Source organism: Streptomyces sp. CCM_MD2014 (assembly GCF_000772045.1).
Classification (GTDB): domain Bacteria; phylum Actinomycetota; class Actinomycetes; order Streptomycetales; family Streptomycetaceae; genus Streptomyces; species Streptomyces salinarius.
Genome location: NZ_CP009754.1, coordinates 5,011,113 through 5,033,263, shown reverse-complemented (window position 1 = coordinate 5,033,263; position 22,151 = coordinate 5,011,113). Strand labels below are relative to the sequence as shown.

General features: G+C 73.7%; 19 protein-coding genes. 10 read left to right on the top strand and 9 right to left on the bottom strand.

Annotated elements, in window-relative coordinates; all coding sequences use genetic code 11:
* Positions 1-84: 84 nt before the first annotated feature.
* Together NI25_RS22500 and NI25_RS22495 are read left to right on the top strand one after the other, a co-directional pair.
* Positions 85-1,308, top strand: coding sequence for a serine hydrolase domain-containing protein (locus tag NI25_RS22500; RefSeq protein WP_061444171.1), 1,224 nt, complete (start codon positions 85-87; stop codon positions 1,306-1,308).
* Positions 1,309-1,407: 99 nt separating this feature from the next.
* A complete protein-coding gene (locus NI25_RS22495; protein WP_061444170.1) occupies positions 1,408-1,923 on the top strand; it encodes a DUF2165 domain-containing protein in 516 nt (171 codons plus the stop codon).
* Here NI25_RS22495 and NI25_RS22490 read toward each other — a convergent pair.
* Together NI25_RS22490 and NI25_RS22485 are read right to left on the bottom strand one after the other, a co-directional pair.
* Positions 1,907-2,470, bottom strand: coding sequence for a hypothetical protein (locus tag NI25_RS22490; RefSeq protein WP_078884700.1), 564 nt, complete (start codon positions 2,468-2,470; stop codon positions 1,907-1,909). The two genes, NI25_RS22495 and NI25_RS22490, sit on opposite strands and share 17 nt — an antisense overlap.
* Positions 2,471-2,566: 96 nt before the next feature.
* Positions 2,567-5,170: a bifunctional FO biosynthesis protein CofGH gene (locus NI25_RS22485; RefSeq protein ID WP_061444168.1), complete on the bottom strand. Its 2,604-nt coding sequence runs from the start codon at positions 5,168-5,170 to the stop codon at positions 2,567-2,569.
* 188 nt (positions 5,171-5,358) lie between these two features.
* Between NI25_RS22485 and NI25_RS22480 the strand changes: the two genes are divergently transcribed.
* Positions 5,359-6,876: a CehA/McbA family metallohydrolase gene (locus tag NI25_RS22480; protein WP_061444167.1), complete on the top strand. Its 1,518-nt coding sequence runs from the start codon at positions 5,359-5,361 to the stop codon at positions 6,874-6,876.
* Here the strand turns inward: NI25_RS22480 and NI25_RS22475 are convergent.
* Positions 6,848-7,693 carry an endonuclease/exonuclease/phosphatase family protein gene (locus NI25_RS22475; RefSeq protein ID WP_061444166.1) on the bottom strand — a complete coding sequence of 282 codons (846 nt, stop codon included), beginning with the start codon at positions 7,691-7,693 and terminating at the stop codon, positions 6,848-6,850. The two genes, NI25_RS22480 and NI25_RS22475, sit on opposite strands and share 29 nt — an antisense overlap.
* Positions 7,694-7,789: 96 nt before the next feature.
* Between NI25_RS22475 and NI25_RS22470 the strand changes: the two genes are divergently transcribed.
* The 3 genes from NI25_RS22470 to NI25_RS22460 all read left to right on the top strand — a co-directional run bounded on the left by NI25_RS22470 (position 7,790) and on the right by NI25_RS22460 (position 11,680).
* Positions 7,790-8,206, top strand: a complete 417-nt coding sequence (locus NI25_RS22470) for a nitroreductase family deazaflavin-dependent oxidoreductase (RefSeq protein ID WP_061444165.1) — start codon at positions 7,790-7,792, stop codon at positions 8,204-8,206.
* A 90-nt stretch (positions 8,207-8,296) separates the two neighbouring features.
* Positions 8,297-11,269, top strand: a complete 2,973-nt coding sequence (locus NI25_RS22465) for an AfsR/SARP family transcriptional regulator (RefSeq protein ID WP_061444164.1) — start codon at positions 8,297-8,299, stop codon at positions 11,267-11,269.
* Between the two features lie 201 nt (positions 11,270-11,470).
* The gene (locus tag NI25_RS22460; RefSeq protein ID WP_061444163.1) at positions 11,471-11,680 is read left to right on the top strand and encodes a hypothetical protein; all 210 of its coding nucleotides are present in this window, start codon (positions 11,471-11,473) and stop codon (positions 11,678-11,680) included.
* A 107-nt stretch (positions 11,681-11,787) separates the two neighbouring features.
* On the opposite strand, the gene NI25_RS22455 is transcribed toward NI25_RS22460, so the two are convergent.
* From NI25_RS22455 to NI25_RS22445, 3 genes are all read right to left on the bottom strand, one after another.
* On the bottom strand, positions 11,788-12,327 hold the full coding sequence (locus NI25_RS22455) for an LEA type 2 family protein (RefSeq protein WP_061447038.1): 540 nt from the start codon (positions 12,325-12,327) through the stop codon (positions 11,788-11,790).
* Positions 12,328-12,418: 91 nt separating this feature from the next.
* Positions 12,419-14,809: a PQQ-binding-like beta-propeller repeat protein gene (locus tag NI25_RS22450; RefSeq protein WP_061444162.1), complete on the bottom strand. Its 2,391-nt coding sequence runs from the start codon at positions 14,807-14,809 to the stop codon at positions 12,419-12,421.
* 192 nt (positions 14,810-15,001) lie between these two features.
* Positions 15,002-15,769, bottom strand: coding sequence for a VOC family protein (locus NI25_RS22445; protein ID WP_061444161.1), 768 nt, complete (start codon positions 15,767-15,769; stop codon positions 15,002-15,004).
* Between the two features lie 134 nt (positions 15,770-15,903).
* On the opposite strand from NI25_RS22445, the gene NI25_RS22440 reads away from it, so the two are divergent.
* From NI25_RS22440 to NI25_RS22430, 3 genes are all read left to right on the top strand, one after another.
* Complete coding sequence (locus NI25_RS22440; RefSeq protein WP_061444160.1) at positions 15,904-16,539, top strand: TetR family transcriptional regulator; 636 nt, start codon at positions 15,904-15,906, stop codon at positions 16,537-16,539.
* A 311-nt stretch (positions 16,540-16,850) separates the two neighbouring features.
* The gene (locus NI25_RS22435) at positions 16,851-17,276 is read left to right on the top strand and encodes a pyridoxamine 5'-phosphate oxidase family protein (protein ID WP_061444159.1); all 426 of its coding nucleotides are present in this window, start codon (positions 16,851-16,853) and stop codon (positions 17,274-17,276) included.
* Between the two features lie 36 nt (positions 17,277-17,312).
* The gene (locus tag NI25_RS22430) at positions 17,313-17,981 is read left to right on the top strand and encodes a pyridoxine/pyridoxamine 5'-phosphate oxidase (protein WP_061444158.1); all 669 of its coding nucleotides are present in this window, start codon (positions 17,313-17,315) and stop codon (positions 17,979-17,981) included.
* A gap of 7 nt (positions 17,982-17,988) precedes the next feature.
* Here NI25_RS22430 and NI25_RS22425 read toward each other — a convergent pair whose 3' ends face one another.
* Positions 17,989-18,606, bottom strand: coding sequence for a GNAT family N-acetyltransferase (locus tag NI25_RS22425; protein ID WP_107071805.1), 618 nt, complete (start codon positions 18,604-18,606; stop codon positions 17,989-17,991).
* A gap of 99 nt (positions 18,607-18,705) precedes the next feature.
* Here NI25_RS22425 and NI25_RS22420 point away from each other — a divergent pair, with 99 nt between their 5' ends.
* On the top strand, positions 18,706-19,911 hold the full coding sequence (locus NI25_RS22420; protein ID WP_061444156.1) for a flavin-containing monooxygenase: 1,206 nt from the start codon (positions 18,706-18,708) through the stop codon (positions 19,909-19,911).
* Here the strand turns inward: NI25_RS22420 and NI25_RS22415 are convergent.
* Positions 19,908-20,798, bottom strand: a complete 891-nt coding sequence (locus NI25_RS22415) for a hypothetical protein (protein WP_061444155.1) — start codon at positions 20,796-20,798, stop codon at positions 19,908-19,910. The genes NI25_RS22420 and NI25_RS22415 overlap by 4 nt on opposite strands.
* A gap of 20 nt (positions 20,799-20,818) precedes the next feature.
* Positions 20,819-22,126: an MFS transporter gene (locus tag NI25_RS22410; protein ID WP_061444154.1), complete on the bottom strand. Its 1,308-nt coding sequence runs from the start codon at positions 22,124-22,126 to the stop codon at positions 20,819-20,821.
* Positions 22,127-22,151 lie beyond the last annotated feature (25 nt).

Sequence of the window (22,151 nt, the reverse complement as noted above, 5' to 3'; positions counted from 1 at the left end):
CCGCCGTCTGGGCCCATCGAGCGGGCGGCGGGTTCGCGAAAGGCTCAAGGCGTTCCGAGAGCAGCCTTGTTGAGAGGAAATCCCGTGTCCGTTCGTCTCCCCGCCGCCCCCGCCACCGTCGCGTCCCAGCCGAAGAAGCGGCGTGGGCGCGTGCTGTCGGTGGTCGCCGCGCTCGCCGTCCTGGGCGGCGGCCTCGCCGTGACCGGTTCCCTGGCCTACGGCGCACCGGACCACGCCGGTCACCGCGACGCCGTCCGCGAGGGTGCGAAGGACCTGGTGCGCGAGGACGGTTTCCCGGCCGCGCTGGCAGCGGTCCAGGGCCGTGACGGACGCACCCGCGACTACACGGCCGGCACCGGCGACCTGGCGACCGGCGCGTCCGTGCCGGTGAACGGCCAGGTCAGGGCGGGCAGCAACACCAAGGCCCTCACCGCGGCGGTGGTGCTCCAGCTGGTCGGGGAGGGCAAGGTGAAGCTGGACGAACCGATCGAGACGTATCTTCCGGGACTGGTGCACGGCGAGGGCATCGACGGCGGCCGGATCACCGTGCGGAACCTGCTCCAGCACACCAGCGGCCTGCCCGACTACGTCCCGACGCTGGGCCTGGACCCCTTCGAGGTCCGCGACACCTACTACAACCCGCGTGACCTGGTCGACCTCGCCCTGAGCCAGAAGGCGGCGTTCGAGCCCGGCGCGAAGTGGCAGTACAGCAACACCAACTACGTGCTGGCCGGCCTGCTCGTCGAGAAGGTCACGGGCCGCCCCTTCGGCGAGGAGATCACCGACCGGATCATCCGCCCCCTCGGTCTGGAGGACACCTACTGGCCGGGCGTCGGCGAGCGCGGCATCCGGGGCGCCCACCCCAAGGGCTACGCCGCCGCCTCCCCCGGCGCCCCGCTGGAGGACATCACCCGCCTCGACCCGTCCCAGGCCTGGGCCGCCGGGCAGCTCGTCACCACCCCGCGCGACCTCAACCGCTTCTTCTCCGCGCTGCTCGGCGGCGAGGTGCTGGAGGCAGCCGAACTGAAGGAGATGAAGACCACGGTCCCGGTGACCGAGGGCGCCCCCGCGCCGGGCACCGGATACGGTCTGGGCCTCTTCCGCACCCCCCTGTCCTGCGGCGTCGAGCTGTGGGGCCACGGCGGTTCCATCCACGGATACGAGACCTACGGCGGCGCCACCCGGGACGGCCGCGCGGCCACGGTGGCGACGACGGCGCTGTCCAGCTCGGTGGCCGCCGAGCCCGCCGACATGATGGCGGCGCACCAGCACGTCTTCGACCTGGTGGACACGGCCGTCTGCAAGTAGCTTCGGCCGCCGGGGAGTTCGTCGGCGGAACGCTGCGAAGAGATCACGTTCCAGGGCCCTGCCTACTGGCGGGGCCCTCGGCTTCGGAATAGTGCTGCCATGACCAAGAACCCCCGCAGCACCCTTTTACTCGCCTCCACCGTGCTCACCGCGGTCCTCGCCCTCTACATCGCCCTCGTGGCCCTCGGGAACATCACGGACTTCGACAACAACCAGCAGTACGTGCACCACGTCCTCGCGATGGACACCACGTTCAAGGACGACGACCTGATGTGGCGGGCGATCACGAGCAAGGGCCTCCAGGACACCGCCTACGTGGCGATCATCGTCTGGGAGACCGCGGCCGCGCTCGTGCTGATCTGGGCGACCTGGCTCTGGATACGCCGGCAGCACGCTCCGGCGCGGCGCTTCACCACGTACGGCACGCTCATGCTGATGCTGCTCTTCGGCGCCGGGTTCCTCGCGATCGGCGGGGAGTGGTTCGCGATGTGGCAGTCGGAGGACTGGAACGGGCTGGACGCGGCGACGCGGGTGCTCCTGTTCAGCGGCGTGGTGCTGATCGTGGCGCACCTGCCGTCCGGCGGGACGGCGGAGGAGGCTAAGCGACCACAGTGACCGTCGTGCCGGACGTGCCGAACTCCCAGAGCGCGTCGCCGTCCGCCTTGGGCAGCCGTATGCCGCCCGTCTTGGCGCCGTCGGCGGGCGGCGGCGGCGAGGAGCCGTCCACGGCGTTGGAGAAGGCGACCCAGACGCCGTCCTCCTGGGTGAAGTACATGATCTGCTCGACCCGCACCCCGTCGGAGCCGGTCGTCGGGTCCTGGCGGCGGGTGCCGACGCTGTACTTGCCCGGATCCGGGTCGACCGTGCCCGGCCACACCTTGAAGGACCGCCGGGTGGCGTCGCTGGCGTCGACCAGCCACACCCGGTCCTGGCCCACCGAGTAGACGACGCGCCGCCCGGTGCCGGAATCCGCCGGCACCGGGGCCGGCGCGGTCTCCTTCGGCTTGGGCTCCGCGGACGCCGACGCCGACGGTTTCGGCTTCGTCGCCGCGGCGGTGGGGTGGGGTCCCTGGTCCGCCTGTACGGCCAGGACGGTCACCGCCGCTACCGCGCCCACGGTCAGACCGGAGACCCACGCCCATGAGGGAAGTCGGGCAGGCACGGGCACGCATCTCCTCAGCTACGAGAACCCCGACACACCGGGGGCCCGATCATCGTACTGCGCACCCGCCCTGCCTCCGAAGCGTGCGCCCGCGCCTCAGTCCAGGACCGGCAGCAGTTCCGGCAGGTGCCCGTCCGAGTCCCGCGCCGCCCGCTGCCGCTCCTCGGGGACCGGGCCGTAGAGCGTGGTGCGCGGCCTCGCCGGGCGGCCCGCGGCGTCGGCGACGGCGATCAGGTCCTTGACGGACTTGTACGAGCCGTAGGACGAGCCCGCCATGCGGGAGATCGTCTCCTCCATGAGGGTGCCGCCCAGGTCGTTGGCGCCGGAGCGGAGCATCTCCGCCGCACCCTCCGTGCCCAGTTTCACCCAGCTTGTCTGGATGTTGGGAATGTGCGGGTGGAGAAGGAGGCGGGCCATCGCGGTCACCGCGCGGTTGTCCCGGAGGGTGGGTCCTGGCCGGGCGATGCCCGCCAGGTAGACCGGCGCGTTGGTGTGGATGAAGGGGAGCGTCACGAACTCCGTGAACCCGCCCGTGCGCCGCTGGATCCCGGCGAGGGTGCGCAGGTGGCCCAGCCAGTGGCGGGGCTGGTCGACGTGGCCGTACATCATCGTGGACGAGGAGCGGATGCCCAGCTCGTGGGCCGTCTCGATCACCTCGATCCAGGTGGCCGCCGGCAGCTTGCCCTTGGTGAGGATCCAGCGGACCTCGTCGTCGAGGATCTCCGCCGCCGTGCCCGGGATCGAGTCCAGGCCCGCCTCCTTGGCGGCGCTCAGCCACTCCCTGATCGACATGCCGGTGCGGGTCGCGCCGTTGACGACCTCCATCGGCGAGAAGGCGTGCACGTGCATGCCGGGAACGCGCTCCTTCACCGCCCGCGCGATGTCGAAGTACGCCGTGCCGGGCAGGTCGGGATGGATGCCGCCCTGCATGCAGACCTCCACCGCGCCCACGTCCCACGCCTGCTGGGCGCGGTCGGCGACCTGGCCGAGGGAGAGCGTGTAGGCGTCGGCGTCCGTGCGGCGCTGGGCGAAGGCGCAGAAACGGCAGCCGGTGTAGCAGACGTTGGTGAAGTTGATGTTGCGGGTGACGATGTACGTCACGTCGTCGCCGACGGCGCTCCTGCGGACGTCGTCCGCGATGCCGCACAGGGCGTCCAGCGCCGGGCCGTCGGCGTGCAGCAGGGCGAGCGCCTCGTCGTCCGTGAGCTTCGCGGGGTCGTCGGCCGCCGTGGCCAGCGCGGCGCGCACGTCGGTGTCGATGCGCTCGGGGGCCATGCCGGGGGCGGCGGCCTCGCGCAGGGCGCCCCAGTCGCCGTACACCTCGTCGAAGTCGTCGCGGCGGTCCGACGTACGGCCCTCGGTGTCGATGGTGGCGTGCAGGTCGGTGCGGCCGGTGGCGGTGAACGCCTCGTCGGGCTCCTGCCAGGCGTGGCCCTCGACCACCGCGTCCTCGCGGGCGAGGCCCGTGACCGGGTCGGCGAGCGCCGTCACGTGCGGGCGCAGCCGCGGGTCCAGCCAGGGCTCGCCGCGCTGGACGAACTCCGGGTACACGCACAGCCGTTCCCGCAGCTCGAATCCCACCGCCCGGGACTTCGCGGCGAGTTCGTCGATCTGCGGCCAGGGGCGCTCGGGGTTGACGTGGTCGATGGTCAGCGGGGAGACGCCGCCCCAGTCGTCGATGCCCGCGCCGATCAGCCGCGCGTACTCGGCGTCGACCAGGTTCGGCGGGGCCTGGAGGCACGCGGACGGTCCCATGATGTGCCGGGCGACGGCGACGGTGGCGACCAGCTCGTCCAGTTCGGCGTCCGGCATGCCGCGCATCGCCGTGTCCGGCTTGGCGCGGAAGTTCTGGATGATCAGTTCCTGGATGCCGTGGTAGGCGCGGGAGACGCGGCGCAGCGCGAAGAGGGACTCGGCCCGCTCCTCGTACGTCTCGCCGATGCCGATGAGGATGCCGGAGGTGAAGGGGACCGAGGAGCGCCCGGCGTCCTCCAGGACGCGCAGCCGTACGGCGGGTTCCTTGTCCGGGGAACCGTGGTGCGGGCCGCCGGGCTCGGACCACAGGCGGGTCGCGGTGGTCTCCAGCATCATGCCCATGGACGGCGCGACGGGCTTGAGCCGCTGGAAGTCCGTCCAGCTCATGACGCCCGGGTTGAGGTGCGGGAGCAGGCCCGTCTCCTCCAGGATGCGGATGGAGATCGCGCGGACGTAGGCGATCGTGTCGTCGTAGCCGTGCGCGTCCAGCCACTCCCTGGCCTCGGGCCAGCGCTCCTCGGGCTTGTCGCCGAGGGTGATGAGGGCTTCCTTGCAGCCGAGGGCCGCGCCCTTGCGCGCGATGTCGAGCACCTCGTCCGGCGACATGAACATCCCGTGGCCCGCCCGGCGCAGCTTGCCGGGGACGGTGACGAAGGTGCAGTAGTGGCACTTGTCACGGCACAGCCGGGTGAGCGGGACGAAGACGCTCTTGGAGTACGTGATGACGCCGGGCCGCCCGGCGGCCTCCAGCCCCGCGTCCCGGACCCGGGCGGCGGACGCGGTGAGGGCGTCGAGGTGCTCCCCGCGCGCCTGCAGCAGCACGGCGGCCTCGGAGGCGTCGAGGGCGACGCCGTCCCGGGCGCGTTTGAGGGCGCGACGCATGGAGTTCTCGGTGGGCCCTGCGGGGTCGGCGGGTCCGGTTCCGGAGGTCGCGGAAGTCGTCATCCTTCGAGCATACGAGCGGCGTGATCAGCACGGGGGCCGCGTCCCGGTGACCCACCGGGCCGTTTCCGGTCCTCCATCCGTCTTCCCCCTTCCCTTGCACCGCGGTTCACGGCTCAATACGAGGGTTGCACGCACCAACCCCTGCACCACCCATGCCATGTCATCCACGACACCTGGGGAGCAGCAGCATGTGCGAGGACGACCACGAGCAGGAACACACCGGAATCGGCAGACGCGCGGTGTTCGTGACGGGAGCCGCCGCCGCGCTTACGTTGGGAAGCGTGAGCTTCGCCTCGGCGGCACCCCGGGAACGGCGGACCAGGACCGTGCGCGGCACCCTGCCGCCCGGCTCCCCCGACTTCGTCTACGTCCCGGTCGAAGTCCCCCGGGGCGTGCGCGAGATCCACGTCGCCTACTCCTACGACCGCCCCGCCGTGCCGGCCGGCACCCAGGGCAACGCGCTGGACATCGGCCTCTTCGACGAGCGCGGCACCGAGCTGGGCGGCCGGGGCTTCCGCGGCTGGTCGGGCGGCGCCCGCACGGAGTTCTTCGTCCGCGCGGACGACGCCACGCCGGGCTACGTCCCCGGGCCGGTGCGGCCCGGCACCTGGCACATCGCCCTCGGTCCGTACACGGTGGCGCCCGAGGGCCTGTCGTACGAGATCACGGTCACGCTGACCTACGGCGAGCAGGCCGAGACCCCGCGGCCGGTGTACCCGCCCGAGCGGGCCGGGGGGCGGGGCCGCGCCTGGTACCGGGGCGACTGCCACCTGCACTCCGAGTACTCCGACGGCCGCTACACCCTCGCCGAGATCGCGGAGCTGGCGCGGGCGGCGGGCCTGGACTTCATCAACTCCTCGGAGCACAACACGCACTCCGCCCACGCGCACTGGGCCGGTCTCGCCGGGGACGACCTGCTGATCCTGCTCGGCGAGGAGGTGACCACCCGCAACGGACACGTCGTCGCCCTCGGCACCGATCCCGGCACCTTCGTCGACTGGCGCTACCGGGCCCGCGACAACCGCTTCGGCCGGTTCGCCCGGCAGATCCGCCGCGCGGGCGGCCTGGTCGTGCCCGCCCACCCGCACGCCACCTGCATCGGCTGCAACTGGAAGTTCGGGTTCGGCGAGGCCGACGCGGTCGAGGTGTGGAACGGCGCCTACACGCCCGACGACGAGGTGGCGCTGGCCGACTGGGACGGCATGCTGGTCGCCTCGGTGCGTGACGGGAGGGACTGGATCCCGGCGATGGGCAGCAGCGACTCCCACCGCTCCCCCGACGTGATCGGCCGCCCGCAGACCGTCGTCCTCGCCGACGACCTGACCCGGGAGGCGATCCAGGAGGGCATCCGGGCCGGGCGCTCGTACGTCGCCGAGTCGTCGAAGGTGTCCCTGTCCTTCACCGCGTCCGGCGGCCGGGGCGAGCACGCCGGCATCGGCGAGCGGCTGCGCGTGGACCGCGACACCCCGGTCACCGTCCGTCTGGAGGTGACGGGCGCCCCGCGCTGCACGGTCCGGTTCGTCACCGACCAGGGCGTGCTGTTCACCGGCGATCCGCTGCCGGTGTCGGGCGCGGGCACCGTGGAGTGGCGCACGACGGCCTCGTACGCGGCGTACGTGCGGGCGGAGGTGCGGCACGAGACGGCGGCGGGCCCGCTGCCGGGGGCACTGGCGGCGTTCACGAACCCGGTGTTCCTGGGGCGCTAGTCGCCCCGGGGGCCGCCCCGCCGTCGGCCAGGTCCACGACGACCGCCGCGTGGTCGGAGGGCCACACCCCGCCGACGGGGCCGGCGCCGGCCCGTCGCACCGCCCGGACCCGGCCGAGTCCGCCGGGTCCGGGCGGGCCCACGTGGACGTAGTCGATCCGAACGCTCGGCTCGCCGTCCGCGCGGGCCACGTACGGGTTGGCGGTGTCCCAGGTGCCGCAGGGCGCGCCCGGCGCCGCGTGCTCCCAGGCGTCACGCAGCCCCGCTTCCCGCAGCAGGCGGACCTCCGGCGCGTCGGGGCGGGCGTTGAAGTCGCCGGTAAGGACGGGCGGATGGGCGGTGCCGTGCCGGTGCGCGGCCACGAACTCGGCGAGGGCGGCGGCCTGTTCGCGGCGCACGGCACGGGCGGGGCCGCCGCCGGAGGTCAGGTGGACGGTGAAGAACGGGATGCGGTGCCCGGGCGCGTCCAGCCGGGCGTACACGGCCAGCCGCCCGTCGTCCAGTTCGGCGGGGGCGGGCAGCTTCAGCACCGCCCGCTCCACGACGGGCCGGCGGCTGAGCACCGCGGTGCCGGCACCCACCGTGCCGTCCCCGATCCGCCGCTGCCACCGCTCGGGCGCGGGCGAGGGCCACCAGGCCCAGTGCAGGCCGAGGTCGCGGGCCAGCCACTCGGCGAGGTTCTCCCCTCCGTCGACGGCCCACACCTCCTGGAGGCCGACGACGTCGGGCTCCAGCTCCCGCAGCACGGCGAGGATCGCGTCGCGCCGTGCCTCCCACGGGCCGAACCGCCACCAAAGGTTCCACGTCACGACCCGCACACCCGCACCCCCGTCGTCTCCCGGCCCCGTTCACACCTTCCCCGCCGATGTTTTCCGGGAACATGGAGGTCCACGAGACAGGAGCGTGAACGAACGATGTCGTCCTCGTCCTCCGCGGAGACCAAGTACCGGGTCGTGACGGCCTTCCAGCGCCGGCTCAACGCCGTCGTGCGCCGGCTGCCCGGCCAGACCCTGCTGGAGACCACCGGCCGCGTCTCCGGCCTGCCCCGCCGCACCCCGGTGGGCGGCCGGCGGACCGGCGACTCCTTCTGGCTGGTGTCGGAGTTCGGCGAACGGTCCCAGTACGTCCGCAACATCCGGGCCGATCCGCGGGTCCGGGTCCGGCTGCGGGGCCGCTGGTACCCGGGCACGGCCCACCTCCTGCCGGACGACGACCCGATCGCCCGCCTGCGCCGCCTCCCCCGCTACAACAGCCTCGTGGTGCGGGCGATGGGCGTCGGTACGGGGCTGCTGACGGTACGGGTGGAGCTGGAGGGACAAGGGAGCAGGTGAGGAACCTGTGATCGGCGTCTCCCACGGCTGACGTGGTCAGCATGAACAAGGCAAACTGGCCTGGTTGCTCAGGATGTCTAGGGGGACGGCATGGACGGTGTACCGCGGGTTCCGGAGCAGCGGCGTCCCGGATTCCCGGCGGAACCGGACGGGGCGGCCGCGCTCCGCTTCGGCGTGCTCGGACCGGTGCGTGCCTGGCGGGGCGAGGAGACGCTGGCCACCGGCTCGCCGCAGCAACGGGCGCTGCTGGCCGCCCTGCTGCTGCGTGAGGGCCGTACGGCGACCGCGGCGGAGCTGATCGACGCCCTGTGGGGAGAGGAGCCGCCGTCGCAGGCACTGGCGGCGGTACGGACGTACGCGTCGAGGCTGCGGAAGGTCCTCGACCCGGGGGTGCTGGTCAGCGAGTCGGGCGGGTATGCCGTGCGGGGCCTGGCCGAGGGGGCGCTGGACCTGGCGCGGGCCCAGGACCTGGCCGCCGAGGCGGAGAAGGCCAGGAGCTCCGGGGACCTGTGCCACGCCCGCGACCTGCTGCGCCGTGCGCTGGCCCTGTGGGACGGCGAGGTCCTGGCCGGCGTGCCCGGCCCGTACGCCGAGACGCAGCGCGTGCGCCTCGGGGAATGGCGGCTGCAACTCCTCGAGAGCCGCCTCGACATGGACCTCGAGCAGGGCTGTCACGCCGAGTCCGTCTCGGAGCTGACGGCGCTCACGGCGGCCCACCCGCTGCGTGAGCGGCTGCGAGAGCTGCTGATGCTGGCCCTGTACCGCAGCGGCCGCCAGGCGGAGGCCCTCGCCGTCTACGCGGACACGCGCCGTCTGCTCGCCGACGAGCTGGGCGTCGACCCGCGCCCGGGCCTCCAGGAACTCCAGCAGCGCATCCTCCGGGCCGACCCGCAGCTGGCCGAGCCCTCCGCGCCGACCGCGAGGACGGTGACGCCCTCCGTGCGCCCGGCACAACTTCCGGCCACGGTCCCCGACTTCACCGGCCGCGCGTCCTTCGTCCGCGAGCTGAGCGACGTACTGTCCGCGGCCTCCGGGGGCGCGGCGACGGGCCGCGTGATGGCGGTCTCCGCGCTGGCCGGCATCGGCGGCGTCGGCAAGACGACCCTCGCGGTGCACGTCGCCCACCAGGCGCGGGCCGCCTTCCCGGACGGCCAGCTCTACGTCGACCTCCAGGGCGCCGGCGCACGGCCCGCGGAGCCGGAGACGGTCCTGGGCTCCTTCCTGCGGGCCCTGGGCACCGCCGACTCGGCGATCCCGGACTCCCTGGAGGAACGCGCCGCCCTCTACCGCTCCGTCCTCGACGGCCGCCGCGTCCTCGTCCTCCTGGACAACGCCCGCGACGCCGCCCAGGTGCGGCCCCTGCTGCCCGGCACGGAGGGCTGCGCCGCGCTGGTGACGGCGCGGGTGCGGATGGTGGACCTGGCCGGGGCGCACCTGGTCGACCTGGACGTGATGTCGCCCGAGGAGGCGCTGGCCCTCTTCACCAAGATCGTGGGCGAGGAGCGGGTCGCCTCGGAGCGGCAGGCGGCGCTCGACGTGGTCGGCGCGTGCGGTTTCCTGCCGCTGGCGATCCGCATCGCCGCGTCCCGGCTGGCCGCCCGCCGCACCTGGACCGTCTCGGTCCTCGCGGCGAAGCTGGCGGACGAGCGGCGCCGGCTGGACGAACTGCAGGCGGGCGACCAGGCGGTGGAGGCCACCTTCGAGCTGGGCTACGGCCAACTGGAGCCGGCCCAGGCCCGCGCGTTCCGGCTGCTGGGACTGGCCGACGGCCCGGACATCTCCCTCGCGGCGGCGGCGGCCGTCCTGGACCTGCCGGTGGAGGACACGGAGGACCTCCTGGAGTCCCTGGTGGACACGTCGTTGCTCGAATCGGCGGCGCCGGGCCGCTACCGCTTCCACGACCTGGTCCGCCTCTACGCCCGCGCGTGCGCGGAACGGGACGAGCAGCCGCCGAGCGAGCGGGCGGCCGCGCTGTCGCGGCTGCTGGACTTCTACCTGTCCACGGCGGCGGGGGTGTACGCGATCGAGCGGCCCGGGGACCGGACCGTGGATCACCTCGCACGCACCGAGTTCGCGGGCATGGAGTTCCGGGGGGACACCGCCGCCCTCGACTGGCTGCATTCGGAGGCCGCGTGCATCCTGGCCTGCGTCCGGCAGTCCCTGGGACCGCGCACACTGCGACGGGCGGTGGACCTCCTGCTGGCGTCGAAGGATCTCGCCGAGTCGGGAGCGAGCTCCCTCAGCTACGAAACGGCCGCCTTCGCGGTGCGCGACGCCACGACCGCCTCGGACGACCCCCGGGCGGAGGGACGGGCGCGCACAACGCTGGCCCAGGTTCTCAGCCGCGCCGGTCGCTTCGACGAGGCGCAGACGGAGGCCGAGCGTGCCATAGCACTGGGAAACCGGACCGGAGACTCCTGGACCCGGAGCAACGCCCACAACGAGCAGGGCATCATCGCCAACTGCAAGAACCAGCACGAGGTGAGCGAAACCCATCTGCGCGAGGCCGTCAGGGCGTTCCGTGCGGACGGCAACCGGGCCGGTGAGGCCAGCGCCCTGTGCAACCTGTCGCGCGTCCTCGTGTCCGTGGGACGCACCACCTCGGCGATCGACCTGGTGCGCCAGGGGATCGCCCTCTACGACGATCTGGGCCTGACCTTCCGGCTGGCCAACGCCCGGTACGCGTTGGGCATCGCGCTCAGTCACGCCGCACGCCACACCGAGGCGCTCAGTGAACTGTCCACGGCGTTGCAGACCTTCGTGGAGAACCGGCAGCGTCTGTGGGAGGGCGCCACCCACTTCCGTATCGCCCAGGTCCACCTCGCGGCGCGGCGGCCGGCCCAGGCCGCCCAGCACGCGGAGCAGGCGTTGACGACCGGGAGCATCGGCGGTGACTGGATGCGCGCCAACATCCTCACGCTCCTGGGACGCTCGCTGGGGGACCTCGGGCAGACGGATCGCGCGCGTGCCTGCTGGCGTGACGCCCTGTCCATCTACGAGGCCTCGGGAGCACCGGAGTCGGCGGAGCTGCGGGCGCTGCTGGATCCCATCGAGGCGGCCTGAGCGGGCGGGCCGTTCATCGGACGTTTATGGGTCGGTGCCACGATCAGGACACGATCCGTCGCGTCGGGGGGCAGGCGGGTCGCAGGGGCCTCATCTGTAGGGTGAACGGCCCTGGAACGCCCGTTCGGCGATCCTCGGGGGAGTCGCCGAACGGGCAACCCCAGACCAACGTCCGATCCACTGCATGGGGGTTCGCACACGATGAGCAACACCACGAACGGCAACGAGGACGCGGTGAACAACACCGACGCCATCACCACGCTCGACAGCCACATGCCGGCCCCGCCGAAGGACGGCACCGCCACCACCCAGGACAGCCACATGCCGGCTCCGCCGAAGGACGGCATCACCACGCTCGACAGCCACATGCCGGCTCCGCCCGCCCTGGACCTGGACGGCGACGGCAAGTAGGCCCTTCTCGACCTTTTTCCCGCACGGGGATCGGCCGCGGCGGCGCGGAGGGGACGCCGCCGCGGCCGACGTGTGTCCGGGCTCAGCCGCGCCCCCGCGTCGCGGGGTCACGACGGTGACGTCACCGTCTCGTCCAGCTGGCACTCGTACGGCGGTTCGTAGCCGTCGAAGGGGATGCGGACCTCGGTCACGCCCCCCGCGGGGACGGTGGCCTCCTCGTGGCCGGCGGTGAGTTCGGTGCCGTACACGTCGATGAAGCGGACGGTGACGGGGAACGTGTACTCGCTGTCGTTCGGGTTGGTGACCTCGACGGTGGCGTACGGCTCGGCCTCCGTGGCGCATGCGATCAGTTCCAGGGTGGCGGACATGGCGTGGGTGTCGCCGCCGCCGCCCGTGCCGTCGCCGTAGGTGTCGTCGTCGTAGTCGTGGTAGCCGCTGCCGCCACTGCCGTAGGTGTCGTCGTCGTCCTTGTAGGCGTCGCCGCCGCCCGACGTGGACGACGAGTTGTCGTGGTCCTGGCTCGAGCTGCTGCAGCCGCCGCCCCCGTCGCCTCCGTGGCCGTGCCGGCCGGTCGAGAAGCCGGTCAGGCTGAGGACCACCAGTGCCGAGATCGCCGTGTACCTGAGTGCTCGCCCCCGTGTCGTCATGACGATCACGCTAGTGCCCGGATGTCACGGACACGTCACCGGGCTGCCACGGCCGCTCACGCCGTCCGGGGCCGTCTCCTCGTGGGAGCCCTCAGGTCGTACGGGCCGTCCCCGTGCCCTTCTCCGCGTCCAGCGCGTACACGCAGCGGTCCTTGCTGCACGCGTACACGATGCCGTCGCGGACGACCGGGGAGCCGGTGATCTCGCCGCCGGTGGCGAGCTTCCAGCGCAGGCGGCCGTCGTCGGCCTTCAGCGTGTAGAGCAGGTGGTCCGTCGAGCCGAAGTGGATGCGGCCCTCGGCGACCGCCGGCGCGCCCACGATGTCGCCGCCCGCCTGGAAGCGCCACTTGGGGGTGCCGGTGACCGCGTCCAGCGTGTAGAGGCCCTTGCCGCTGCCCACGTGGACGTGGCCGGCGGCGACCAGCACCGGGTCGGTCGAGGAGCGGGCCTCGGTGGCGATGCGCCAGCGGTCGCGGCCGTCGGTGGCGTCGAGGGCGTAGACGGTGCCGAGGTAGTCGGCGAGGTAGACGCCGCCGCCGGTCACGGCCGGGCCCGGCACGAAGGCGGGCGGGGCCAGGAAGACCGCCGGGGCCTCGAAGTGCCAGCGGACGTGGCCCGAGGTGACCTCCAGGGCGAGGACCCGGGTGCCGGCCGCGACGTACACGTAGCCGTCGGGCGCCTGGGTGAGGCGGACCGGGACCCCGCCGCAGGAGGCGGCGTCGCCGATCGGGTACGACCATCTCTCGTCGCCGGTCCGGGCGTCCAGGGCGCGCAGGCGGGCGTCCTGCCAGACGTACGCCGTGCCGTCGTGGAGCGCGGCGCCGGCCTCGGGCGACTCGAAGTCGGTCTGGGCGCCGGTGATTTCCCACAGCTTCTGGCCGGCCGAGGCCTCCCACGCCTGGACGCCCCCGCCGCGGGTGGCGGTGAGGACGGTGCCGCGGTCGGCCTGGAGCGAGTACACCCAGGCGTCGGTCTGCACGCGCCAGAGGTCGGCGCCCTCGCGGGCGTCCAGGGCGAAGAGGGTGGGCCCGTCGGAGGCGTGGATACGGCCGTCCGCGACCGCCATGGACCAGGCGACGTCCCGGGTCTTGAAGCGGCGGCGTCCGGTGCCCACGTCCAGCGCGTGCACCTCGAAGGAGGTGACGTAGACCATCTCCCCGGCGACCCGGGGCGTGCCCCACACGTCGTTGGACATGCGGAACCGCCAGGGCCGCCACCCGGCCGGCGAGGCCTCCGGGGGCGCGGGGGCGGGGGCCGGTACGGCGGGGTCGGCGCCGTTGACGCCGGGGCGCGGACGGGACCAGGACGCGGCGAGGGCGGACTCCGGCGGCGGCGCGGCGACGGCGGCGGCGCGCATGTCGGCGACGCGCGGCCCGGGGCCGATGGGCACCGCCGCGCCGGGCAGCCGGACCGGCCCGCTGTCGGGAGCACCGACGGGTGCGGGTACCGCCGGGCCGTGCGCGGGCGGCGCCGGCACGGCGGGGTCGTGCGCGGGCGGCGGCGGCAGCGGGGGCGCGTGGCCGGGGGCGCGGGCGCCGGACGGGCCCGGACCGCGGCCGCCGGCCGTGGCGGGCTTGGCCGCGGGGCGGCCGTTGCGGCGCCCCTCGATCAGGCTCACGGCCCGTTCGGGCAGCCACGCCGACGCCGTGCCGCTGTCGTCGGAGCCGGAGCCGAAGAGGTGCGGGGCGAGCTGGGCCTGGAGGTCGGCCGGGTTGGGGCGGCCGGTGGCCTCCATCTGCATGCAGGACTCGATGAGCGGGCGCAGCTCGTCGGGCAGGCCCTCCAGGTCGGGGCCCTCGCGCAGCAGCATGAAGACCGTCTCGACCGGGTTGGCGCCGTGGAAGGGCGGGTGCCCGGTGGCGGCGAAGACCAGCATGGAGCCGAGCGAGAACACGTCGCTGGCACCGGTGACGCTGCGGGAGTCCTTCGCCTGCTCCGGGGACATGTAGGCGGGGGTGCCGACGGCGACGTTCGTCATGGTCAGACGGGTGTTCGAGACACCGGACGCGATGCCGAAGTCGATCACGCGGGGGCCGTCCTCGACGACGAGGACGTTGGACGGCTTCAGGTCGCGGTGGACCAGGCCGGCTCCGTGGATCGACTGGAGCGCCTCCGCGACGCCCGCGGCCAGCCAGCGCACCGCCTGGGCCGGCAGGGGCCCGCACTCGTTCACTATCTCCTCGAGGGAGGGCGCGGGCACGTAGGCCGTGGCCAGCCACGGCACCGCGGCGCGCGGGTCGGCGTCGACCACGGCCGCCGTGTAGAAGCCGGAGACCGCGCGGGCCGCCTCCACCTCGCGGGTGAAGCGGACGCGGAACAGCTGGTCCTCGGCCAGCTCCGTGCGCACCGTCTTGATCGCCACGCGCCGCCCGGACGCCGAGCGCGCGAGATAGACCAGCCCCATGCCGCCGGCGCCGAGCCGCCCCAGCACCTCGAACGGCCCGATCCGCCGCGGATCGTGCTGCGTCAGCTGATCCACCACTTGCCTGCCACCTCCCCGTACGGGCCGCGCCACCCACTTATGCACGCGACCGAAGTGCAGCGTCTCACCACCGCACCTCCGTGGCGCCACGCACCCCGATTCTTCCTGTCCGAGGCGCTGCTGGCGAACCTGGCGACAATCGGGGTGTCTTGCCTGATTCCGGGCAAAGATTCCCTTCGCCGCCGCCCCCGGTCAGCGCTGCAGCAGCGCGAACGACGCGCCCTGCCCGTCGGAGACCACGGCCACCCGGCCGTACGACGTCTCGAAGGGCGGGACCCGCACCCGGCCGCCGAGCCGGGCCACCGCCGCGAGCCCGCCGGCCACGTCCTCGACCTGGAAGTGGACGAGGAAGTGCGGCGGCATCTCGGCGGGGAAGACGTCCGAGACCCGGGCGCGGCCGAAGTCCGGGGAGGCGTCCGGGCCGAAGAGCGCGTCGTGGAACAGGTCGCCGTAGAAGGCGTTGGCGGCTTCCGTGTCCCGGGTGTACAGCTCGGCCCATGCGAAGGCGCCCGGTTCGTGCCGGCGTCCGAAGCCGGTGCGGCGGCCCGGCTGCCAGAGCCCGAACACCGCGCCGTCGGGGTCGGCGGCGAGGGCGGCGGTGCCCAGGGTGCCGACCGGGTGGGGCGGGGTGACGACCTGACCGCCGCCCGCCCGGATCCGCGCCGCCAGGGCGGCGGCGTCCGGGGTGTGGAAGTACACGGACCACACGGTGGGCATCCGGCCGTCCGTCTTGCGGACCAGCGCGGCGACCGGCTCGCCGTCCAGGCACGCCCGCACGGACTCCGCCGCCCCCTCTCCGGCCTCCTCCGGGTCCTCGAAGGTCCAGCCGAACAACTCCCCGTAGAAACGCTTGCCCGCCTCCACGTCGGAGAGCTGTGCGTCCACCCAGCAGGGGACGCCCTCCCGGCGGGCGGACGGACGGTCCGACGACCTCTTCTCGAATGCCCCGTTTTCGGCCATGCCGTCAAAGTAACCGCGTCGCGCGCACCGCGCAGACCGGGCACACCCGTCTCTTCTCGCTCCCGCACCCCATTTGCAGTCGGCCGAATCGCGCTCGGATCACCCGTCGGTAAGCTGACGGCATGACAGGACAAGTGCGTACCGTCGACGGCCGCGTGGCCGGTCGACGTGGGCAGGCGACCCGGCAGAAACTGCTCGACTGCCTCAGCGAAATGCTCAGCTCCTCCCCCTATCGCGATGTCAAAGTCATCGATGTCGCCCGCAAGGCGGGTACGTCGCCCGCGACCTTCTACCAGTACTTTCCGGACGTCGAGGGCGCCGTCCTGGAGATCGCCGAGCGCATGGCGGCGGAGAGCTCCTCGCTGAGCGAACTGACGGCGGGCCGCTCCTGGGTCGGCAAGGCCGGCTGGCAGACGGCGCAGGAACTCGTCGACGGATTCCTGGAGTTCTGGCGGAAGAACGACGCGATTCTGCGTGTGGTGGATCTCGGTGCGGCGGAGGGCGACAAGCGGTTCGCCAAAATCCGCATGAAGATCCTGAATTCGGTGAATTCATCCCTCACGGATTCCGTCGCCGATCTCCAGGCAAAGGGCAAGGTCGACAAGGACGTGAACCCCGCGGCGATCGCCGGGTCACTCGTCGTCATGCTCGCGGCCGCCGCCTCGCACCAGAAGGGGTTCTCCTCCTGGGGCGTGAAACAGGCGGAACTCAAGCCTCATCTCGCTCTGTTGACCTATCTCGGCATCACCGGAAAGAAGCCCGTCAAGTAGGACACCGCGCGGCAGCCTGTCATCTCCGCCCGCCGCGTCGCCGCCCGCCGCACCTCCCGCCGCACCTCCGGCCCTCCGCCGCGCCCCGGCCTCCCGTCGCGCCGCCCGGCCCTTCCCGCCGCAGCCCCGTCGGCCGCCCGCTCGAACCCGGCGACCGTGCCCCGGCCCTCAGGCCGCACCGGCACGATGTCCAGCGTCTCGGAGTTCAGTGCCTCGACGCCCACGCCTCACCGGCCCCGGACGGGGAACAGCCGCCCGCCCGGCCGACGTTGTGCTCAGCATCCGTACCCGCCCCGCTGGAGGAGACCACCATGGCCCTGACCCGCGAAGAGCGCGAGACGTTTCTGGCCGAGCCGCACATCGCCGCGCTCGCGGTCGACGCGGGAGCGGGACGCGCCCCGCTGACCGTGCCGATCTGGTACCAGTACGAGCCCGGCGGCGAGGTGTGGATCATGACGGGCCTGGACAGCCGCAAGAACGAGCTGATCGGCAAGGCGGGGCGGTTCTCCCTCATGGTCGACCGGCTGGAGCCCACCGTCCGCTACGTCTCGGTGGAGGGGCCGGTCGTCGAGACGTTCGCCGCGACCGAGGCGCACCTGCGGGAGATGTCCGCGCGCTACCTCCCGGCCGAGAAGGTCGACGAGTACGTCGCCTTCTCCTCGGCGAACCACGGCGAGCAGGTCGTCGTCCGGATGCGGCCCGAACGCTGGCTCTCCTCCGACCTCGGCTCGGTGTGAGCCCCGGTCGCCCGTGACCGCAGGACAATCGGGGGCATGGGAACCGATCTTCACGAACTGCTGAGGTCACTGCGGGTGTGGGACCCCGAGGTCACCGAGCTGCCACCGCTCGACCCGGCCGCCGCGCCCGGCGACCCGCTGGAGCTGTTCACCCGGTGGTTCGCCGAGGCGGTCGCGGCCGGCGAGCGGGAGCCGCACACGGTGTCGCTGGCGACGGCGGACGCCGAGGGGCTGCCGGACGTGCGCGTCGTCATGCTGCACGGCGCCGACGCGCAGGGCTGGGCCTTCGCCACCCACGCCGGCAGCCGCAAGGGCCGCCACCTCGCCGCCCGTCCCTACGCCGCGCTCGTCTTCTACTGGCCGGCGCTGGGCCGTCAGGTGCGGCTGCGCGGCCCGGTCGCCGTCGCCCCGGCCGACCAGGCGCGGGCCGACCTGCGCGCGCGCTCGACCGGCGCACTGGCCGCCGCGCTCACCGGCCGGCAGAGCGCGGAGCTGGGCTCGACGGACGAGCTGGCCCGCGCCTCCGAGGCGGCATGGGAGCAGGCCGGGCGGGAGCCGGACGCCCCGGTCCCGTCCTGGACGCTGTACCGGCTGCGCCCCGACGAGGTGGAGTTCTTCCAGGGCGAGGCCCGCCGGCGCCACGTACGGCTGGCCTATCGCCGGACCGGGGGCGGTGGCTGGGACCGGCGGCTGCTGTGGCCGTGAACCGCGCTCACCGCGCGCCCGGCGGTGCCGGCTCAGCGTCCGTGGCCAGGCGCGCGTGCAGGTGCACGTCCCGGAAGGCGTCGTGGCGGCCGGACTGGAACATCGCCTCGCGCAGGGTCCCCTCGGCGCGGTAGCCGCTGCGCTCGGCGACCCGGCAGGAGGCTTCGTGCCCGATCGCGTGTCCCAGTTCCAGGCGGTGGAGGCCGAGTTCCGCGTAGGCCCAGCGCGAGGTGAGGAGCAGGGCCCGGGTGGCGACTCCCCCGCCCCGGGCCTCGGGGAGCACCCAGTAGCCGACCCGGGCCGTCTTCAGCCGTGTGCTGATCTCGCCGAGGCCGATGTGCCCGAGCGTCGCACCGCTCTCGTCGTCCGTGATCCGGAACGACGCCGACCTGCCGTCCGCCGCGTCGCGCGCCCGCGCCCGCAGCGACTCGCGGGCCCCGGCGAGGTCGGTCCACAGCTTGAGCGGGGTGTTCCAGCGCTGGAAGTCGGGATCCAGGTGGCCGCGCAGCCACGCTTCCGCGTCGGCGTCCGAGCCGGCGTCCCAGGCCCGCAGACGCAGGCCGTGCCCCCGGGGCTCGGGGAGGGAGAGGGAGGGGGCGACGGTGTACATGGGTGTGTGGGCCATCCGGCCATTGAAGCCCACCGGTCCCGGTCGTGACCGATCCGCAACCGATTCCGGTCTTGACCGAGACCCATCAACCCGGCGCGCGATTACGCTCGCCGCATGGCCGACTCCACAGCGTCCGCTGAACCGCCGCAGCCCGCCCATCCCGCGGGCCGCCCCGTGTACGTCATAGGCGCCGGTCCCGGCGGTCTCGCCGTCGCCCACGCGCTGCGCGCCCGCGGTCTGCGGGCCGTGGTCCTGGAGCGGGCCGACCGGGTCGGTGCCTCCTGGCGGCGGCACTACGACCGGCTTCGGCTGCACACCACCCGCCGCCTCTCCTCGCTGCCCGGCCTGCCGATGCCGCGCCGGTTCGGGCGCTGGGTGGCCCGGGACGACGTGGTGCGGTACCTGGAGAAGTACGCCGAGTACCACCAGTTGGAGATCGTGACCGGTGTGGAGGTCTTCCGCGTCGAGCGCGCGCCCGACGGGGACGGCTGGCTGCTGCACGCCTCCGGGGGCCGGGAGCTGACCGGCGCGGCGGTGGTGGTGGCGACCGGTCACAACCACACCCCGCGGCTGCCGGACTGGCCCGGCCGGGACACGTACACCGGCGAGTTCCGGCACGCCGCCGAGTACCGCGCCCCGGCCCCGTACGCCGGGCGGGACGTCCTGGTGGTCGGGGTGGGCAACACGGGCGCCGAGATCGCCGTGGACCTGGTGGAGGGCGGGGCCTCCCGGGTCCGGCTCTCGGTGCGCACGGCGCCGCACATCGTCCGCCGCTCGACGGCGGGCTGGGCCGCCCAGTACAACGGCGTCCTGGTCCGGCGCCTGCCGGTCGCGCTCGCCGACCGGCTCGCCCGTCCGCTGGCCAGGATCAGCACGCCCGACCTGTCGGCCCACGGGCTGCCCCGCCCACAGGCCGGCCTGCTCACCCGGGCCGCCCAGGGCGCGATCCCGGTGCAGGACGTCGGCCTCGTCGACGCGGTCCGCACGGGCCGGGTGGAGGTCGTGGCCGCCGTCGAGGGCTTCGAGGACGGCAAGGCGGTCCTCGCCGACGGCACCCGCATCGCCCCGGACGCGGTGATCGCGGCCACGGGATACCGGCGGGGCCTGGAAGGGCTGGTCGGCCACCTCGGGGTCCTCGACGGCACCGGTCGCCCGGTCGTGCACGGCGGCCGCACGCCGGCCGGCGCACCCGGCCTGTACTTCACGGGGTTCACCAACCCCATCAGCGGGATGCTCCGCGAGCTGGCCCTCGACGCCGGGCGGATCGCGGGGGCGGTGGCGAAGCGGGAGGCGGGGAGGGTGTCGCGGCTGCCCGGTTAGTCGCGGGTGAGGATACGCAGGTCGCCGGCGTCCGGGTCGCCGAACCGCACGAAGAGTTCGGGGTCCCGTGCGGTGCCGCCGATCGTCCAGTACGTCTCCTGGCCGCACTCGCCGTCGGGGCGCAGGAGGACGCCGTCGCGGTCGGTGTCCATGAACTCGTCGTCCCGTTCGAGCGTCCACGTGCCCGTGCCGTCGCACACCGAGAAGCCGCCCGGCTCGCCGTCACCCCCTCGGGCCGGCAGGCGGGTCAGCCGGGCCCCTCCGTCCGGCGCCAGCCGCAGCACGCTCCCGTGCGCGCCGTGCCAGGTCCCGACGAGTCGCCCGGCGGACAGCCGAGGGGGTTCGTAGTCGTCGGCCAGGACGGCGGCCGGTATTCCGCACCCGACGAACAGGACGAAGCTCGCGACCGCCGAACCGAGCCAGACCCTCCGGCCCCTCCACGACCGTCCGCGCAGGCGGTCGAGGACCAGGACCGGCAGGACGCCGACTCCGGTGAACCACGGCAGGGTGTCGCCGAGCGGCCATCCCCACAGCGCGCGTCCCAGCACCGCCCAGGCGGCGCCGATCAGTACGGACAGGGCCAGGTGCCAGGCCCACTCCGGGCCGCGAAGGGCACCGGGCCGCAGGCCGGCCAGGGCGGCCGCGGGTGTGATCTGCACGGTCGCGTGAACGAGCCCGAGCAGCGGCAGAACCAGCGGCACGCAGCAGATGCCCAGATAGGCGCCGCCCACGTACCCGTAGTCGTCCCGGCCCGCCTCCATGGCGAACCACCACGCCAGCCACACGAGCGGCAGTTGTCCCGCGCACAGCGCGGCCGCCCGGTTCCAGTCGTCGTTCGGCCGGACGGGCCGCCGATCACCGGGACCCCCCGTCTTCCCCCACCCCATGCCCGCAGCCTAGAACCCGTTCACGACAGGGCGGCCACCGGCGTCCCCCGCCGCCGGATCACCAGCGCCATCAGCGCCGCCGCCGCGCACAGCGCCCCGGAGGCGACCCACACCACGTCGTACGAGCCGAAGTGGTCGCGGGCCACGCCGCCGAGGAAGGCGACGAGGGCGGCGCCCACCTGGTGGGAGGCGAGCACCCAGCCGAAGACGATCGCGCTGTCGTCGCCGTAGTGCTCGCGGCACAGCGCGAGGGTCGGCGGGACGGTGGCGACCCAGTCGAGCCCGTAGAAGACGATGAAGAAGACCATCGGCGGGTGGACGCTCGGCGCGAGCAGCATGGGGAGGAAGAGGAGGGAGACGCCGCGCAGGGCGTAGTAGACGGCGAGCAGGCGGCGCGGTTCGAAGCGGTCGGTGAACCAGCCGGAGGCGATCGTGCCGACCACGTCGAACACCCCGATGACGGCGAGCAGCGAGGCCGCGGCGGTGATCGGCATGCCGTGGTCGTGGGCGGCGGGCACGAAGTGGGTCTGGATCAGGCCGTTGGTGGAGGCGCCGCAGATCGCGAAGGTGCCGGCCAGGAGCCAGAACGGGCCGGTGCGGACGGCGGAGAACAGGACCGTCAGGGCGCGCCGGGCGGCGCCGGGGACGGGGTCGGGCTTGGGTGCGAACTCCTTCGCGCCGTACGGCTTCTGGCCGACGTCGGCCGGGTGGTCGTGCAGCAGGAGCCAGACGAAGGGGACGACGGCCAGGGCGGCGAGGGCGACGGTGACGGCCGCCGGGCGCCAGTCGTACGTCTCGACGATCCAGGACAGCAGCGGCAGGAAGATGAGCTGGCCGGAGGCGGAGGCGGCGGTGAGGACGCCGGTGACCAGGCCGCGCCGCTCGGTGAACCAGCGGTTGGTGACGGTGGCGGCGAAGGCCAGGGCCATCGAGCCGGAGCCGAGGCCGACCAGCAGGCCCCAGCAGAGGATGAGCTGCCAGGCGGAGTTCATCCACACGGTCAGGCCGGAACCGAGCGCGATCACCATCAGGGCGACGGCGACGACCCGCCGGATGCCGAAGCGGTCCATCAGCGCGGCGGCGAAGGGTGCGGTCAGCCCGTAGAGCGCGAGGTTGACGGAGACGGCGGCGCCGATCGTGCCGCGCGACCAGCCGAACTCCTGGTGGAGCGGGTCGATGAGGATGCCGGGCAGGGAGCGGAAGGCGGCCGCCCCGATGATCGTCACGAAGGTGACGGCGGCGACCCACCAGGCGCGGTGCACGCGCCGGCGGCGGGCCGGCACCCGCCGGTCCTCGGATACTGCGGTGGCGTCGGTTGTCTGGGTCACGTCACTGAGTCTCCGCAGGGGACGA

Bases quoted from the DNA above. Each gene is read 5' to 3' on its own strand.
- NI25_RS22445 (WP_061444161.1), bottom strand. From the start codon at position 15,769: ATGGCCGAAAACGGGGCATTCGAGAAGAGGTCGTCGGACCGTCCGTCC.
- NI25_RS22420 (WP_061444156.1), top strand. From the start codon at position 18,706: ATGGCCGACTCCACAGCGTCCGCTGAACCGCCGCAGCCCGCCCATCCC.
- NI25_RS22430 (WP_061444158.1), top strand. From the start codon at position 17,313: ATGGGAACCGATCTTCACGAACTGCTGAGGTCACTGCGGGTGTGGGAC.
- NI25_RS22465 (WP_061444164.1), top strand. From the start codon at position 8,297: ATGGACGGTGTACCGCGGGTTCCGGAGCAGCGGCGTCCCGGATTCCCG.
- NI25_RS22435 (WP_061444159.1), top strand. From the start codon at position 16,851: ATGGCCCTGACCCGCGAAGAGCGCGAGACGTTTCTGGCCGAGCCGCAC.
- NI25_RS22455 (WP_061447038.1), bottom strand. From the start codon at position 12,327: ATGACGACACGGGGGCGAGCACTCAGGTACACGGCGATCTCGGCACTG.
- NI25_RS22460 (WP_061444163.1), top strand. From the start codon at position 11,471: ATGAGCAACACCACGAACGGCAACGAGGACGCGGTGAACAACACCGAC.
- NI25_RS22425 (WP_107071805.1), bottom strand. From the start codon at position 18,606: ATGGCCCACACACCCATGTACACCGTCGCCCCCTCCCTCTCCCTCCCC.
- NI25_RS22485 (WP_061444168.1), bottom strand. From the start codon at position 5,170: ATGACGACTTCCGCGACCTCCGGAACCGGACCCGCCGACCCCGCAGGG.
- NI25_RS22470 (WP_061444165.1), top strand. From the start codon at position 7,790: ATGTCGTCCTCGTCCTCCGCGGAGACCAAGTACCGGGTCGTGACGGCC.
- NI25_RS22480 (WP_061444167.1), top strand. From the start codon at position 5,359: ATGTGCGAGGACGACCACGAGCAGGAACACACCGGAATCGGCAGACGC.
- NI25_RS22495 (WP_061444170.1), top strand. From the start codon at position 1,408: ATGACCAAGAACCCCCGCAGCACCCTTTTACTCGCCTCCACCGTGCTC.
- NI25_RS22415 (WP_061444155.1), bottom strand. From the start codon at position 20,798: ATGGGGTGGGGGAAGACGGGGGGTCCCGGTGATCGGCGGCCCGTCCGG.